Raw genomic sequence first — 16367 nt, forward strand, 5'->3', positions numbered from 1 at the left:
TTTTCCAAATAGTAGGATTATAAATAAGCAGTTACACAGTTTTTATTACAGTCTCGAACGGTATTTTTTTATCCCTTTATTGCATGTTTAAATACAATCGCGAATAAAGCCTTTTTTTGATGCTAACATCTGCTTAGCTTGCTGCACATCTAGCCCTGTTAACACCATTACAATCGCTGTTTTACAATGATTTCCTGAGGTGGTTAATGCTGCTTCTGCAACCTCACGCGTACAGTCAGTCGCTTCCATTATTATTTTCTTTTGACGTTCAATAAGCTTGGCATTTGTCGCTTGTACATCCACCATTAAGTTGCCAAATACCTTACCCGTTTTAATCATGGCACCGGTTGTTAGCATATTCAGTATCATTTTTTGTGCACTGCCTGCTTTTAACCTTGAAGAGCCTGTTACCACTTCAGGTCCGACAATCGCCTCTAAAGCAACATCAGCAATATCGCTCATTTCACTGTTGTTATTGCAACAAAGGCTAATAACCTTACAACCTACTTGTTTAGCATATGCCATTGCGCCAATCACGTAAGGTGTACGCCCACTCGCAGCTATCCCGACCACAATATCTTTGTCTGTTAATTGTAATGCTTGCAAATCATCTTGCCCAGCTTGTTTATTATCCTCTGCATTTTCAACCGCTTTTAATATTGCTGTTTTTCCACCTGCAATGATCCCAACAACCTGTTCAGCCGGGCTACCAAAAGTAGGTGGGCATTCACTCGCATCTAAAATTCCCAAACGTCCCGATGTACCTGCCCCACAGTAAATTAATCGTCCACCTCGATTAAAAGTAGTCTGTATTAAGTCAACTGCATCAGCAATGGCAGGTAAAATCTGTTCAATTGCTTGAGCAACTTTTTTATCTTCATTATTAATGATAGTTAACATATCGATTGTTGATAACATATCAATATTTTCACTCGCTAGGTTGCGACTTTCAGTAATAAAGGTTTGTAATGATAGCGTCATAATGGTTACTTTTAATGGTGAGTGGGTGAGATATATAGTTGGTTATATTTAATTATTGTTGTAAAACAATGTTCTTTGATTCAATCAACAACTCTGGTTAAATATTAAATAAGCTTAGTATATAATAATAGCTCCCTTAATCTAGCTGAATTACTATCATGACAGACTCTTCTGAAAATAATAACAATAAAAATGAAGCGATCCAGAAAGCTTCAGAACCAGATGAATACAAGGTCACTTATTCAACATTAACTAAAAAACAACATATGGCACTGTTAGTGAAACATAGTTTACAGTTAATCCTAGGTTTCCTGATTATTATGTTATTTTTATCGCTAGCTAAAATGATTGTAAGTTATTTTGACAGTACTTTTCCGGGATCTATTCTTGGTATGTTGATGTTGTTTTTAGCGCTGTCCTTAGGTGTTGTTAAGTTGAGCTGGGTTGAGTTCACTGGAAATCTGGTTTTAAAATACCTCGCATTATTATTTATTCCGATAGGTGTTGGCCTAATTAACTATTTTGACTTAATTGCAGCACATTGGCTGGTTATTGTATTTTCTTTATTTTTTACTACTTTATTCACTTTATTTATGGTCGGTCATTGTTATCAATGGTTAGCTGGGGAGAAAGAGTAATGTTTATTTATATTGCCGCCCCGTTAACTTTATTATTGTTTTTCTTAGCCAAAAAGCTGTATAGCATTAAGCCTAGTTCATTATTAAACCCTGTGTTAGTGACTATATTTAGTTTAATTCTTCTTTTAGTTATCTTTCAGATTCCCTATGCTGATTACCAAAAGGGTACATCAATTATTACAATGCTATTAGAGCCGGCTATTGTTGCCTTAGCAGTGCCGTTATATTTACAATTGAAATTGATTCGAGCTAAGCTGAAAATGATTGTGCTGAGTTGTTTATTATCTGTTTTTGTGGCGTTTAGTTGTGCGTTTTGGGTTATGCCATTGCTAGGGGCTGATAGCATCATTTCCGCTTCTTTTGCTGGACAGTCTGTTACTACACCAATTGCAATGGAGATTAGTGCTAACTTAAACGGTATTGTTTCTTTAACAGCTGCGATGGTTATTTTTGCCGGGATTATAGGCGGAAGTATTGGCTTACCTTTTTTAAGACTATGTAAAGTGCGTAACCCACAAGCAGTCGGTGTCGCGATTGGCTGTGCTTCACATGCTTTAGGGACAGCGAAAATATTAGAGGAGAATGAAGAGTCAGGTGCTTTTTCTTCTATTGCTTTGATTCTTTGTGCTATTTTATCGGCCTTGATTATGCCTGTTTTATATCACTGGTTAATTGAATAAAGGTTAACTCAGTAAATACCTAGGATAAAATGGCATAAAACAAAAAACCGAAGCAAGCTTCGGTTTTTTATTATCTAGTAAATGAGCGACTTAGTCTGCTGCGTAACCAAATTCAGTAAGTTGTTGACCATCTAAAAAGGCGTGTTTCCCTTGCATCGCTAAGCGTCCACTGACAAACCATGAGGCCGCTAAAGCATATATTTGATGCTCTTGTGTTAACACTCGCTCTGCTAGGTCTTGCGCGCTATCTTCTGCAAAAATAGGCACTTTAGCTTGCAGTACTGTTGGACCACTATCTAGTTCTGGTGTTACAAAGTGCACGGTTGCCCCATGCTCTTTATCACCAGCATCGATAGCTCGCTGATGTGTATTAACTCCCGGGTACTTTGGTAGCAAAGAAGGGTGGATATTTAGCATTTTACCTTGATATTGATTAACAAAATCAGGTGTTAAAATACGCATAAACCCAGCTAGCAAAATAAGATCCGGTTGTAATTTATCAAGCTCTGCAGCTAATAAAGCATCATACTCTTCACGTGAAGCAACACCTTTACTCTCTACTAATATAGCAGGAATATTGGCATCAGCTGCACGTTGTAAACCGTAGGCATCTGCTTTATTGCTGATCACAGCAACCACTTCAACTTGTTGTTCATTTACCTGTTGTTGGTGTAACTTATCCATTAATGTTTGTAAGTTACTGCCACTTCCAGAGATAAGTACAACGACTTTTTTAATGCTCATCTGCTTATTTAATCTCTACTTGAGATTCACCTTCAGCAGCATCTTCGATGTGACCTAATACCCAAGCGTTTTCACCTTGTGCGTTTAAGATCTCAACTGCTTTTTCTTTTTCTTCTGCTGGTACAACAATCATCAAACCAACACCACAGTTAAAGGTACGGTACATCTCTTCTGTTTCTACATTACCATTTTCTTGTAACCAGTCGAAGATAGCAGGCCATTCCCAGCTTTTTCCATCAACAACAGCTTTGCTACCTGCTGGTAATACACGAGGGATATTTTCCCAGAAACCACCGCCAGTGATATGAGAAATAGCATGTACAGGACAGTTTTTGATTAATTCTAATGTCGATTTTACGTAAATTTTTGTTGGTGTTAATAGTGTTTCACCTAACGTTGAATCACCAAATGGTGCATTGGTATCTGCTTCAGATACTTCTAAAATTTTACGTACTAAAGAGTAACCGTTTGAGTGAGGGCCACTTGAAGCAACTGCGATTAATGCATCACCAGCAGCAACTTTAGTACCGTCAATCACTTCTGATTTTTCTACAACACCAACACAGAATCCAGCGATATCATAATCGTCACCTTCATACATACCTGGCATTTCAGCTGTTTCACCACCGATTAATGAACAGTTCGATAGTAGACAACCTTCACCGATACCTGTTACAACGTCAGCAGCAACATCAACATCTAGCTTACCTGTTGCATAGTAATCTAAGAAGAATAGTGGCTCTGCACCTTGTACGATTAGGTCATTAACACACATAGCAACCAAATCGATACCAACAGTATCGTGTTTTTTAAGGTCAATCGCTAGGCGTAACTTAGTACCAACACCATCAGTACCAGCAACTAATAGCGGCTCTTTGTAACCCGTTGGTAGTTGACATAATGCGCCAAAACCACCTAGTCCGCCCATTACTTCAGGACGTTTAGTGCTTTTTGCTACACCCTTAATACGTTCAACTAATGCTGTTCCCGCGTCTATATCAACACCAGCGTCTTTGTAGCTTAAAGAGGTTTTTTGGTTGCTCACTTGGTTTCCCCACAGATAGAAGTTAAAAGCGAATCTCGCTTTAAAAGTTTAGAAGGTAAAAAATTGCGCGTATTTTAACATCTATACGACGAGGGTCGAATTATTTCTTTAAAGAATTTACACTTTTGTAAAAAGATTGAACCTTAAGCGATAAAAAAGCTCTAAATAAGGCGTGGATTCTTTCCTTTATGTATATTTCTTGTTTGGTGCTTGCATTAATAAGAGAACTGCATAAAATCGAGTTGGTTTAGATCTTTAAGGTTGTGTAAGTAAATGAAATTAAATGTATTGGTCCCTATTGTTGCTATTTGTAGCTTGTTTTTCTCCATGTCTAGTATGGCATTATCTGAAATGAGTCCCTACCAAGGAGTGGTGCCTGCAGACAACAGTACAGAAGCACAATTGCAAGAAAAAGCATTGGAGCAAGTGTTTATTAAAGTGTCAGGTAATGCTGATATTAATAAATTGGAAGGCAGTAATGCTTTAGATAGCCAACTCAGCTCAATTATGTCTGAGTTTGGATATAAAACAGTGGATAATAAAAGCTATTATTACGCTAACTTTGATAAAGCGAATATTGACGACGCGATAAGAGCAATGAAACAACCTATTTGGTCTGATGGTCGCCCTGAAGTGTTAATCTGGTTACTTAATGAAAATAAAAAGCTAACCTCAGAAAGTATGATTGGTGGAGAATTATCCTCTGGCTTGTTGGAGGGGGAATTAACCCGAGGTATTTCAACTCAATTTCCATTGATGGATTTAGATGATGCATTAGCCATTTCTGAGGCTGATGTAGGTGGTCGTTTTTATCAAACTATGGGGCAAGCAGCGAGTCGTTATGGTACCAACACTTATGTCGCAGCTAATTTAACTAATCTAGGTAATGATCAGTGGGAATTAAAGTGGGATCTTGTAGAATATACGGCCGCTAATAAAAAAAGTGAAGTGATAATAAAACAAGTTAGCAATGGCAACAAAACCTCAGTTATGTCTGCTATGATAAGTGAAATAGCAGATTATTATGCAGATAAATTTGCTGTGTTGGAAACAACGGGTGAGAAAACCACGCAAACCATTACAATTAAAAATATTACTTCGTTCCAAGATATTATTAAAATAAATGCACTATTAGAGAATCTGAATGCGGTAGAGTCTTTTGAAGTGGTTAATATGACAGAAACTGAAGTTGAATTATTAATTTCATTAAAAGGTGGTATAAAAAGCTTAACTAATGCTTTAAATTCTCATTCAAAACTACAACAAAATTTAATAACACCATCACCATTTGATTATAATTGGCAACCATAGAGTATTTAATGCCTCAAGATGAATTAAGATTTCAATACCCTTTACTGGCATTAAAGTTTCCAGATGATGAGACTTTTGCCAGTTTTTATCCAGGACAAAATGCCGCACTATTAACGCAACTAAAAAATAATGTTGTGGGGATTGGGGAACCTATACTTTATATGTGGGGTGAATCAGGCAGTGGTCGCTCGCATTTATTACATGCCTTATGCTCTGAGGTTGATGAACAAGGTGAAAGTGTTGCTTACATCCCATTGCATCACTATCGCAGTATGACATTAGATATTTTCGAGAACATGGAAAATATCTCCCTTGTTTGTATTGATAATGTCGATGCTATTGCTGGCGATGCTCAATGGGAAAAAGCGCTTTTTGATTTTTATAATCGTTGGCTAGATAATAAAGATAACAGAGCACCAGGTGCGAATTTAGTTATTTCAGCCAGTGACTTACCTAAAAAAATAGGTATTGATTTAGTGGACCTGATTTCAAGGTTAGAGTGGGGCGCCTGCCACCACTTACAATCTCTTAATGATGAAGAAAAATTAGGGGCATTACAGTTACGCGCTCAATTAAAAGGGATGCGCTTACCAATTGATGTTGGGCGATTTTTATTAAACCGTCTATCTCGTGAAATGTGTATGCTACTAAATACCTTAGACCGGTTAGACAATGCTTCATTAGAAGCTAAACGCAAGCTGACTATTCCTTTCGTTAAGGAAGTGCTAAACCTCTAAATTTACTTGGTTACAGCCTCGTATGATGGACCTTTCTATTATCACCTCTCGCCATTGCCTTAAACTATAACCAAGACCTAAATATATTCAGGTCATTAGACTCTTCTTAAGCTCTAAATATGATGGCGGCAGGTCGATTACGATAAATGGTTTTATGGTATTACAGGTTGATCTTTTAAAAAGTAAGCGTTGTCAAAGTAACTTGGGAATGTGTTGGCTAGATAATGAGGCCAGCGCCTTGTTGGTTATAGCTTATTAGTCATAAGTAATCCCCCCTGTTTGGTGGAACTTGAAACAGGGGGGGATTGATTATTAAAGTATTGCTAAAACAGATTCTGGTGGTCTGCCTATTGCAGCCTTACCGTTGGCCAGTACAATTGGACGTTCAATTAACTTTGGATACTCATGCATTGCTTTAATAAGCGCTGTTTCATTATCCTGTTCAGCCAAATTTAGCTCTTTATATTGGCTTTCTTTAGTACGCATTAATTGACGTGCAGAATCAAAGCCTAATAGCTTGATTATTTGTTCGATAGTTTCAACTGTTGGCGGTGTTTCTAAATACTTGATTATTTCAACCTGATGTTGCTCATTGTCAACTAGTGCCAATGTTTCTCGGCTTTTAGAGCAACGTGGATTATGGTAAAAAGTAATATCAGTCATAATAACCTCTGTTTAGTATTAAATTTATTCAGCTGGCCAAAGGGCGATGTAATCTTCTAAATACTCCGGGTCAACCTTTGTTTCAGAAATCACTTTACCTCGAATAGAGTGGCCTCCTTTGTGCATCGCTGATTGGCTTCCTGTAATGAGAGGGTGCCACTCTGGTAGTGGCTTCTCTTCAATCAAACGTTTGTAAGCACAGCTTGCTGGCAACCAATGAAATTGCTCAACATCATCTAAAGAAACCTTAACGCATTCAGGCACGATCTTTAAACGCTGTTCATATTTTTTACATTGACAACTTTTTGTATGTAATAAGTGACAAGCTACATTGGTAAAATGTAGCTCCTCAGTTTCATCGTCAACTAATTTGTTGAGGCAACACTTACCACAACCATCACAAAGGGATTCCCACTCTTGTGATGACATTTGTGAAAGGGTCTTCGTTTCCCAAAATTTTTCCATTGTACTGCCTTTATTCAACCGTGATCTTTGGATACAAAATATGATCTGATAAGTAGGTTACTGCAGTAGCAAAGTAGTAAGAACGATTCCAATGCATTAACACTTTATAGTTGTTATAAGCTAAATATACTCTACCATTCTGATCATCAGGAATAACGATTGAACTTTGCAAATCAACATCTGGTAAATCATCACCATTATATTTACGAACACCTAATGCTTGCCATTCTAGTAATGACCTTTGTTGTTTAATGCCGGCCAATTCGATATCAAAATCGGTAGGTAATTTAACCTGGCGTCCCCAAGTATATGTATCGTCCCAACCTTCTGTTTTAAGATAATTTGCAGCAGAAGCAAATACATCTCCAGGTGTTGTCCAAATGTCTTTTCTTCCATCACCATCATAATCAACTGCATAGTTTAAATAGGATGTTGGCATAAATTGCACTTGGCCCATTGCACCAGCCCAAGAGCCAATAAATTTATCTTTACTAATATGGCCTTGCTCTAAAATATTCAGTGCTGCAAATAATTGTTTTTTGAATAGCGCTTCACGACGTCCATCATAAGCCATGGTGGTTAGGGCTGATATAATGTAGTTACGACCAGTTAAGCGGCCAAAGTTAGTTTCAATTCCCCATAGGGCAACAATAAAGCGTGGTTGTACACCATATTCTTTACCTATTTTTTGTAATAAATGGTAATGCTTTTTATAGGCAGCTCTCGCCTGTTTAATTTTCCAGTCAGGCACTGCTCTTGGGATATAAGTATCTAATGTTAGTTTAAATTCAGGTTGTTGTTTATCTGCTTTAACACTGTGCTTTAGAAACGTTGCAGTCGAAAATGCATCATCAACGGTTGATTGTTTTAATCCAGATTCAACGGCTTCTTTTTTTAAACCATCGACATATTGTTCAAATGTTATTTCACGATCGGCTGCAAAGCTACTATTTGAAAGAGCACACAAAGCGAATAGGGACATTGCTTTGATAGAGCGACTTATACTTTTTGAAACTAACTTCATTATTCTGATTCCAATTCACGTTGTTTGCGGTTTTTATGTTCTTTTAAATAATTGACCGGCGGAGGAGGTAATTGCAAATAAAACCCTGCAAAAGTAACCTCTTTAATTACTTTTTTTGCATCCGCCATCGCCATCTTAGTAGAATCAGTAATATTTAATACCGATATCAATTGAGGTGGTCCAAATTGTTCAAGCAAAGCAGTTGGAACTTTAGAAAAGTCATCTCGCTTTGCAACAAAGATATAGGTTTGCGGTTTACGGATGCTTTTATATACAGCACATAACATAATACTTATCTAGCCCTTTACTTGCCTAATGTTAACGCAAACTATAACATGCATGAGCGTTTATTTTTTATAGAAATTCGCTGAATTTTATGTCAAATAAGAAAGATTTTAGTATAAAGGACAATTATGGCGTTAAAATCATTAAATTTTACCTTGTTGGTGGTAAATATTGAGAGCGAAATACTGTCAGGGTTAGCGGATGAGTTAAATAAAAGACGCTTAATGGCGCCTGAATTTTTTGCATTAACCCCTATCGTTATCAATTTTGCAGTTGACTCACTCAAGGTGGATTTTGAGGAGTTGCAAAAAACAGTTGCAGAGCAAGGCTTTATCTTAGCGGGGATAACAGGAAAAGTATCCGACGAACAAAAAGTAGAAGCCAGTAAGTATGCAATTCCTGTCTTGCATAGCTCAAAAAGAAAAGTGATAAAATCATCTAAGAAAGAGCAAAATGAAGATGTAACACTAACAGTTAAAGAAGTAAAAGAAACAGTAGTAGAAACTGAATTTGAAACACATGATGTTAAATCAAAAGTGCATGTAGGTCGGGTACGTTCAGGTCAGCAAATTTATGCTAAAGAGTCAGATCTTATTGTCGTAGGTGATGTCGGCGCAGGATCAGAAGTTATTGCTGATGGAAATATTCATATATATGGCTCTTTAAGAGGCAAAGCATTAGCAGGTGCGATGGGAGAAAAAGGTGCAGCTATCTTTTGTTCACATTTACAACCTGAATTAGTGTCTATTGCGGGTGTTTACAAATTAAGTGAAACGATTCCTGAAGATATATGGTCATCTTCATGTTCTGTTTCTTTGAAAGATAAAGACATGGTTTTTTCAAATTTAAATTAATAACGACAAAGGATAAGGTATATGGCAAAGGTAATTGTTGTCACTTCAGGTAAAGGCGGCGTTGGTAAAACAACAAGTAGTGCTGCTATCGGTACAGGTTTAGCGAAAAAAGGTTTTAAAACAGTCATTATTGATTTTGATATTGGTTTAAGAAATTTAGACTTAATAATGGGTTGTGAGCGCCGCGTTGTTTATGATTTGATTAATGTTATCAATGGCGAATCTAATTTACAGCAGGCGCTAGTTAAAGATAAACGTGTTGATACGCTGTACATTCTACCTGCTTCGCAAACACGTGATAAAGACGCTTTAACGAAAGAAGGTGTTTCTGAAGTGATTGAAATGCTGAAAGCTGATAAGTTTGATTATATTATTTGTGATTCACCTGCCGGTATTGAACAAGGTGCTATGATGGCATTGTACTTTGCAGATGAAGCGATTGTGACAACAAACCCAGAAGTCTCTTCTGTTCGCGATTCAGATCGTATTACTGGCATGCTTTCAAGTAAGTCATATCGTTCAGAGCAGGGTCTAGATCCTGTTAAAGTACACTTATTAATTACTCGTTACTCGCCAGAGCGTGTTGAGCGAGAAGAGATGTTGAGTATTGAAGATATTGATGATTTATTAGGCATTGATTTAATGGGCGTTATTCCTGAGTCTCAAGATGTACTAAGTGCCTCTAACCTTGGTGAACCGGTTATTCTGAACGAGAGTTGTGATGCAGGTAAAGCTTATCAGGATGCCGTAGATCGTTTATTAGGTGAGCAACGAGACTTACGTTTTGTATCGGTGGAAAAGAAAGGCTTCTTGAGCCGCATATTTGGGGGATAAAAATGGGATTATTGCAATATTTTATAAAAGACAAACCTAATAAAGGGACTGCAAGGTCAGCAAAAGACCGCTTACAAATTATTGTTGCACATGAACATTCCAGTTTTGATGTTCCTGGTTATATGCCTGAATTACAGAGAGAGTTAGTTGCCGTTATTCGTAAGTATATGGATATTTCATCGGATGACGTAAAATGTGAATTCAGCGACAAAGAAAATGACGATATGTCAGTACTAGAGTTGAATGTTACCTTACCAAAACAAAAGTAACCTGTTTTTATAAAAGTAATCTGACTTTATAAAAGTAACTTGGTTTTATCCTGATAAAAAAATGCGACCTATTAGTCGCATTTTTTATTTTACCTATACAAGATTAAACATAACCCTTGTTAGAACAGGTTAGTTGTTACTCTACTAAAGTGATGCTATTGATGATGATATCTTGTAGTGGTTTATCAGCCTTTTTAGGGACGTTAGCAATTGCATCAATCACTTCCATCCCAGAGGTGACTTTACCAAATACTGTATAGCCCCATTGTGTTCCTCTTGCGTTTAAGAAATCATTATCTTTTTGATTAATAAAAAACTGTCGTGTTGCTGAGTGTGGATCATTGGTTCTTGCCATAGAAATAGTGCCTCGTGCATTACTTAACCCATTTACTGATTCGTTCTGAATCGGTGGGAAAGTACTCGCTCTCTGCCCTGAGCTTAAAAAACCACCACCTTGAATCATAAAGTTATTAATCACACGATGAAATATAGTGCCTTGAAATTGGTCTTGCTTAATATAACGTTTAAAGTTGGCAACGGTGATTGGTGCTTTATCTGGGTATAGCTCTAGGGTCATTTTACCCTTGTTGGTATCTATTATTATGTTTGGATTGGCGGCAAGTGCAAGGTGACTCGATAATAGTAAAACGAAAAATAAGATGGCTTTCATGGCAACTCCTAGGGTGTCTTTTATGAGGTGTAATAGTTAAAGGTTATTTAAATTTTGGAGTTCATTATTTAACTCCTGATCTTCTACGATACGGGTTAATAAGCTTGATAATTGAGAATCTAAGTGTTCTGTTATATCTTCAATGTTGACAGAAAAGCCTTTATCCCATTGTTTGCTTTCAGTAAATAATTTGGTGAAGGAATTACCTTGATGAGATAGCTTTATTTTAATTTGCATCTCAGATGATACCTCATACCCAAAAGTGCTTTCAGTTACTGTGGCTAAAGACTTCACTAATTTTATTTCTAGACGATCATTGCTCATTTGTTCAATATTTAATTTATTATTAAGCCAAGCTGTTGTTAAACTTTTTTCAATTGCTAACCGTAATGATTGTTTTTCATTAATTAATTGAGCCATGTCGTCACCATTTTCTATTTCAATTAAGTGGCGTTCAATACGTTCATCTTGGCTTGATATGCTCCAAGGTCGGTTTGAAAAAGTAATGGTTGAATTATCTGTTGTGATAGTCGGTTGTATCTGAGTAGAGGTGGGGGCTGTTGCGCATCCAATTAACCCAAAAAGACAGATTAAAACGGCTGTTAATTTAGCATAGAGAGTAAACATAATATAACCCTGTAAAAAATGAAACCGTATCATAACAAACCTCATTGAGATTCAATAACAAATAACCTGAGCGTTAAGTTCTTCGCTAGATTTATTGCTTATTCTTGATAAGACTGGTTATAGGGACTGAAGAGTAAATTACGGTATTGAACTGAAGTAGGGATAGGGCATTATAAAATCACCAATAACAGTAATCATCTTAGGCATATGTAATGTAGATTTTAATTATCTGAATTTAAATTATTAGCAAATTGAACTGGTGATTTAAATATTGAACATTGCCGCTAAAGTTATACTCAATTTTATGATACATATCATTGAAACTATCAAAAAGTAAGCTATTAGCAAGTTGAAGAGCGCAATGACATTTTATTGAAAATTAGATCAAAATTGTTAAATAACTTTTCTGGAAGATCTTGGTCATATTACTTTAATCATACTGTAACACTGATAAACGCTAGGCTAGTGATGGTTATCCACTTTTTCTGTGGATAACTCTGTGGGAAGTTATTGAAGATCATGCTGAAGCCCTTGCTACACCTTGCTTCTCATTAGATCGAAGTATTTTTGAGCTGATAAAAAAGTCTTTTTTTATCAATGAGTTACTATCGTCAAGTGGTTTTTTTTATGTTGCCGTCTATCTCTATAAAGTCTCTTTTATTTTTCAATCTGTCAATACCTTTTTGTGAATTAAATTGAAAATAAAATAATTCTTTTAGTTGACAAAGTCTGGTTTTAAGAATTTATTATTGCTCAATAACTGAGCGGTTGATTCGAGTAGGATACATTCGCTGTTTAACAAAGGCACGCTGAATTTTAAATAAGGTGTATAAATATAAAGGCTATTTGACTGCTTTATGCTTACTATTAGGTATATAAATAGCGACTTGGGTATTTATTTTGTTTGTGATGTGTATTTCTATCTATTAGTTATTTTTAACTTTTTGCAAATGTGGCTAAACCTTAAAAGAAATATTCAGTAAACAGATAGTAATGGTAAACTTTAATTTTAATGAACAAGAACGAGGATCTATGAATAAAACTTTTGAATTAGTTTGTCCGTTTTCACCCGCGGGAGATCAACCTCAAGCAATTGAACAGCTAGTCGATGGCGTAGAATCTGGTCTTGCATTTCAAACATTGTTAGGGGTAACCGGATCGGGTAAGACTTTTACCTTGGCTAATACTATTGCAAAATTAAATCGTCCGACCTTAATTCTCGCCCCTAATAAAACCTTAGCCGCTCAACTATATGGCGAGATGAAAGCATTTTTCCCTCATAATGCCGTTGAGTACTTCGTGTCATATTATGATTATTATCAACCGGAAGCTTATGTGCCTAGCTCCGATTCTTTTATCGAAAAAGATGCGGCAGTTAATGCGCATATTGAACAAATGCGCCTCTCTGCAACCAAGGCTTTGTTAGAAAGAAACGACGTTGTTTTAGTTGCCTCTGTTTCTGCTATTTATGGGTTGGGGGATCCGCAATCTTATTTGCAAATGATGTTGCATATCAGTGTCGGAGAAATGATCTCTAGTCGTGATATTTTACAACGTTTAGTGGATATTCAATACACGCGTAATGAAACAGAACTAAGCCGTGGTACTTTTAGGGTAAGGGGGGAAGTGATTGATGTTTTTCCAGCTGATTCTGAAAAACAAGCGATACGAATTGAGTTATTTGATGATGAAGTTGAAAGTATTAGTGTTTTTGACCCACTGACTGGACATCAAATCGAAAAGTTATTAAGAACGACTATTTTCCCTAAAACCCACTATGTAACTCCTAGAGAACAAATATTAAATGCGATTGAAGGGATTAAAGAAGAATTACAAGAGCGTAAGAAGACCTTTTTAGCGGAAAATAAGTTAATCGAAGAGCAACGTATTTCACAGCGTACTTTATATGACTTAGAGATGATGAATGAGCTGGGCTATTGTTCTGGTATTGAAAACTACTCTCGATACTTATCGAGCCGTGGTGTTGGCGAAGCGCCCCCTACTTTATTTGAATATTTACCAAGTGATGGCCTATTAATCATCGATGAAAGTCATGTGACGGTTCCGCAAATCGGTGCCATGTATAAAGGCGATCGTTCCCGTAAGGAAAATTTAGTTAACTATGGCTTTCGCTTGCCTTCCGCATTAGATAATCGACCACTTAAATTTGAAGAGTTTGAAAAGTTAGCACCACAAACTATTTATGTTTCAGCAACACCGAGTGATTATGAAATAGATAAATCACAAGGTGATATTATTCGACAGGTGATCCGACCAACAGGGTTATTAGATCCGATTATTGAAGTTAGACCGGTTGCTACACAGGTTGACGACCTTTTATCTGAAATTAATATTAGAATTGTCAAAAATGAACGCGTATTAGTTACGACGCTCACCAAACGTATGGCCGAAGATTTAACTGAATATTTAAATGAGCATGGTATCAAGGTGCGTTATTTACATTCAGATGTTGATACTGTTGAGCGTGTAGAGATCATTCGAGATTTACGCCTAGGTGTGTTTGATGTTCTGATTGGGATCAACTTATTACGAGAAGGGTTAGATATTCCTGAGGTGTCTCTAGTGGCAATCTTAGACGCAGATAAAGAAGGTTTTTTACGTTCAGAACGATCTTTAATCCAAACCATGGGTCGTGCTGCACGTAATTTAGAAGGTAAAGCTATTCTTTATGCAGATAGAATTACTGACTCGATGAAAAAAGCGATTAAAGTGACTGAGGACAGACGTGTCTTACAGGATGATTTCAATAAACAACATGGCATTGAGCCTAAAGGATTATCCAAAGAGGTTACTGATGTCATGCAATTAGGGCAAAACCCACAACCTAAGAGTAATATTAAACCACTTAATAAAGTAGCAGAGCAAGACAGCCCATATGCAAGTAATAAAGGGCTTCGTAGTGAGCAAGATATCTTAAAAGAGATTACGCGATTAGAGAAAGAAATGTTTGCTTTTGCGAAGGATTTAGAATTTGAAAAAGCAGCCCAACTGCGCGATCAAGTAACTAAACTTCATGAACAATTATTAGCTACAGGGTAAGGATTGGAGGATTAGCGAGCATTAAGGTACTCGCTAATCATGCTTTTTACAGAACGTTTAACCCTTCTTTATCTAATAGGGCTATTAATGAGATCAATGGTAAGCCAATTAAACTATTTGGATCTTTGCCATCTAGTTTGCTAAATAAACTGATACCAAACCCTTCACTTTTAAAGCTACCAGCACAATTATAAGGTTCTTCTTTGTTAAGATAGTTTGTGATCATTTCATCAGTTAACTCACGGAAGTAAACATCATAGGGTTCTACTAACGAATGAACTTGACCTGTTTTACCGTTATACAGTGCTAATCCTGTGTAGAAGGTGACATGTTGTTTACTGGCCGCTTTTAATTGCTTAAAGGCATTTTCAAAGTTGCCTGGTTTACCTAATATTTTACCGTTGTTTAAGCAAACTTGATCGGAACCAATGATTAACGCATCAGGAAAATCTTTGTAAACTGCTTGTGCCTTAGCAATCGCTAATCGCTCTACTAACTGAATAGCCGTTTCACCAGGCAGTTCATCTTCATTAACCTGTGGGTTAGCTGTGGAAAAGTCTAAACGTAGCTTTTCTAGTAACTGTTTTCTAAATGGCGAAGTTGATGCTAATACGAGCTTTTGTGACATAATAAACCTTCGTTAAGGGGAAAAATAAGTTTATTTTAAGGGGTATAAAAGAATATAGCGATAGTTGAATAAAAACTTAATAAAAATAGCGCTTTTTCTTTGACTATATTGAACTCTATCTATATTATTCGCCACCATGCAAAAGGTTAAACTACCGATTAGCGTTGATTCTGTTCGCGCTGCTAATAATAGACTTGAGCTAGACGCTAGCTTAGATAAGGCTTTATTAAGCAGATTAAGAGAATCAACAAACAGTATTCACTCTGATATCGACGTTTATTTTTCTTTTGAAGTGGATCAGCAAAGGCTGAGAATCTTCCATGGGAAAGCAAGCGTCGCAGTAGAACTCACTTGTCAACGGTGCAATGAGCCTATGATTTATCAATGTGAAGCTGAATTTACGTATTGTCCTGTTCTGAATGAAGAGCAGGAAAATAATTTACCAGACGTTTATGAACCCATTTATTACGATGAAAATGGGGAGGTAAATCTTCACCAAATAGTTGAAGACGAGCTGTTATTAACACTTCCACAAATTGCAATGCATGCAATTGAGGATTGTCAATACAGTGACTACGAAAGTAGCTTTGGCGAAATTGAAGAAGAACAACAACGTCCTAACCCATTTGATGCTCTAGCACAGCTAAAGCTCAAGTAACAAGCAGGAATTTTTAAAATGGCAGTACAAAAAAGTCGTAAGACTCCTTCAAAACGCGGTATGCGTCGTTCGCATGATGCACTAAGTGCACCTACTTTAACTGTTGATAGTACTTCTGGTGAAACTCACCGTCGTCATCACGTTACTGCTGACGGCTTCTACAAAGGCAAAAAAGTAATCGAAAAGTAAGTTAT

The 16367-nt window shown here is 36.7% G+C and carries 20 protein-coding genes; 10 read left to right on the top strand and 10 right to left on the bottom strand.

Annotation, left to right across the window (positions count from 1 at the left end):
• Positions 1-87: 87 nt before the first annotated feature.
• On the bottom strand, positions 88-981 hold the full coding sequence (gene murQ, locus V6256_RS07595) for an N-acetylmuramic acid 6-phosphate etherase (RefSeq protein ID WP_341597477.1): 894 nt from the start codon (positions 979-981) through the stop codon (positions 88-90).
• Between the two features lie 158 nt (positions 982-1139).
• Between murQ and V6256_RS07600 the strand changes: the two genes are divergently transcribed.
• Together V6256_RS07600 and V6256_RS07605 are read left to right on the top strand one after the other, a co-directional pair.
• Positions 1140-1619, top strand: a complete 480-nt coding sequence (locus tag V6256_RS07600) for a CidA/LrgA family protein (RefSeq protein WP_341597478.1) — start codon at positions 1140-1142, stop codon at positions 1617-1619.
• A complete protein-coding gene (locus V6256_RS07605; RefSeq protein ID WP_341597479.1) occupies positions 1619-2299 on the top strand; it encodes an LrgB family protein in 681 nt (226 codons plus the stop codon). The genes V6256_RS07600 and V6256_RS07605 overlap by 1 nt, the downstream gene beginning before the upstream one ends.
• A 90-nt stretch (positions 2300-2389) precedes the next feature.
• Here the strand turns inward: V6256_RS07605 and purN are convergent, their stop codons facing one another.
• Positions 2390-3043 (bottom strand): phosphoribosylglycinamide formyltransferase, encoded by a 654-nt coding sequence (gene purN, locus V6256_RS07610; RefSeq protein WP_341597480.1) that lies wholly within the window; start codon positions 3041-3043, stop codon positions 2390-2392.
• 4 nt (positions 3044-3047) lie between these two features.
• Complete coding sequence (gene purM, locus V6256_RS07615) at positions 3048-4088, bottom strand: phosphoribosylformylglycinamidine cyclo-ligase (RefSeq protein ID WP_341597481.1); 1041 nt, start codon at positions 4086-4088, stop codon at positions 3048-3050.
• Between the two features lie 273 nt (positions 4089-4361).
• Between purM and V6256_RS07620 the strand changes: the two genes are divergently transcribed.
• Together V6256_RS07620 and hda are read left to right on the top strand one after the other, a co-directional pair.
• The gene (locus V6256_RS07620; protein ID WP_341597482.1) at positions 4362-5399 is read left to right on the top strand and encodes a DUF2066 domain-containing protein; all 1038 of its coding nucleotides are present in this window, start codon (positions 4362-4364) and stop codon (positions 5397-5399) included.
• A gap of 8 nt (positions 5400-5407) precedes the next feature.
• The gene (gene hda / locus V6256_RS07625; RefSeq protein WP_341597483.1) at positions 5408-6136 is read left to right on the top strand and encodes a DnaA inactivator Hda; all 729 of its coding nucleotides are present in this window, start codon (positions 5408-5410) and stop codon (positions 6134-6136) included.
• Positions 6137-6448: 312 nt separating this feature from the next.
• Here hda and arsC read toward each other — a convergent pair whose 3' ends face one another.
• The 4 genes from arsC to V6256_RS07645 are packed head-to-tail and all read right to left on the bottom strand — an operon-like array spanning position 6449 to position 8575.
• Positions 6449-6799, bottom strand: coding sequence for an arsenate reductase (glutaredoxin) (gene arsC / locus V6256_RS07630; protein ID WP_341597485.1), 351 nt, complete (start codon positions 6797-6799; stop codon positions 6449-6451).
• Positions 6800-6823: 24 nt separating this feature from the next.
• Positions 6824-7264, bottom strand: a complete 441-nt coding sequence (locus V6256_RS07635; RefSeq protein WP_341597486.1) for a YcgN family cysteine cluster protein — start codon at positions 7262-7264, stop codon at positions 6824-6826.
• A 10-nt stretch (positions 7265-7274) separates the two neighbouring features.
• Entirely contained in the window at positions 7275-8288 is a 1014-nt protein-coding gene (locus V6256_RS07640) for a lytic murein transglycosylase (protein WP_424141052.1), read from the bottom strand.
• A complete protein-coding gene (locus tag V6256_RS07645) occupies positions 8288-8575 on the bottom strand; it encodes a YcgL domain-containing protein (protein ID WP_341597487.1) in 288 nt (95 codons plus the stop codon). The genes V6256_RS07640 and V6256_RS07645 overlap by 1 nt, the downstream gene beginning before the upstream one ends.
• A 126-nt stretch (positions 8576-8701) precedes the next feature.
• Here V6256_RS07645 and minC point away from each other — a divergent pair, with 126 nt between their 5' ends.
• Genes minC through minE form a run of 3 tightly spaced genes read left to right on the top strand, consistent with a single transcriptional unit; the run spans position 8702 to position 10530 of the window.
• Positions 8702-9427, top strand: coding sequence for a septum site-determining protein MinC (gene minC, locus V6256_RS07650; RefSeq protein WP_341597489.1), 726 nt, complete (start codon positions 8702-8704; stop codon positions 9425-9427).
• A gap of 21 nt (positions 9428-9448) precedes the next feature.
• The gene (minD, locus tag V6256_RS07655; RefSeq protein ID WP_341597491.1) at positions 9449-10261 is read left to right on the top strand and encodes a septum site-determining protein MinD; all 813 of its coding nucleotides are present in this window, start codon (positions 9449-9451) and stop codon (positions 10259-10261) included.
• Positions 10262-10263: 2 nt separating this feature from the next.
• Positions 10264-10530, top strand: coding sequence for a cell division topological specificity factor MinE (gene minE / locus V6256_RS07660; protein ID WP_341597492.1), 267 nt, complete (start codon positions 10264-10266; stop codon positions 10528-10530).
• Positions 10531-10666: 136 nt separating this feature from the next.
• On the opposite strand, the gene V6256_RS07665 is transcribed toward minE, so the two are convergent.
• Together V6256_RS07665 and V6256_RS07670 are read right to left on the bottom strand one after the other, a co-directional pair.
• Positions 10667-11200, bottom strand: coding sequence for a peptidylprolyl isomerase (locus V6256_RS07665; RefSeq protein WP_341597493.1), 534 nt, complete (start codon positions 11198-11200; stop codon positions 10667-10669).
• Between the two features lie 36 nt (positions 11201-11236).
• On the bottom strand, positions 11237-11827 hold the full coding sequence (locus V6256_RS07670; protein ID WP_341597495.1) for a YajG family lipoprotein: 591 nt from the start codon (positions 11825-11827) through the stop codon (positions 11237-11239).
• Between the two features lie 1032 nt (positions 11828-12859).
• Between V6256_RS07670 and uvrB the strand changes: the two genes are divergently transcribed.
• Positions 12860-14887 (top strand): excinuclease ABC subunit UvrB, encoded by a 2028-nt coding sequence (uvrB, locus tag V6256_RS07675; protein ID WP_341597496.1) that lies wholly within the window; start codon positions 12860-12862, stop codon positions 14885-14887.
• 46 nt (positions 14888-14933) lie between these two features.
• Here the strand turns inward: uvrB and V6256_RS07680 are convergent, their stop codons facing one another.
• Positions 14934-15515 (bottom strand): Maf family protein, encoded by a 582-nt coding sequence (locus tag V6256_RS07680; protein WP_341597497.1) that lies wholly within the window; start codon positions 15513-15515, stop codon positions 14934-14936.
• Positions 15516-15651: 136 nt separating this feature from the next.
• Here V6256_RS07680 and yceD point away from each other — a divergent pair, with 136 nt between their 5' ends.
• On the top strand, positions 15652-16173 hold the full coding sequence (gene yceD, locus V6256_RS07685; RefSeq protein WP_341597499.1) for a 23S rRNA accumulation protein YceD: 522 nt from the start codon (positions 15652-15654) through the stop codon (positions 16171-16173).
• Positions 16174-16191: 18 nt separating this feature from the next.
• Complete coding sequence (gene rpmF / locus V6256_RS07690) at positions 16192-16362, top strand: 50S ribosomal protein L32 (RefSeq protein WP_025562454.1); 171 nt, start codon at positions 16192-16194, stop codon at positions 16360-16362.
• Positions 16363-16367: the final 5 nt, after the last annotated feature.

This window comes from Psychromonas aquatilis, from assembly GCF_038155185.1.
Lineage (GTDB): Bacteria > Pseudomonadota > Gammaproteobacteria > Enterobacterales > Psychromonadaceae > Psychromonas > Psychromonas aquatilis.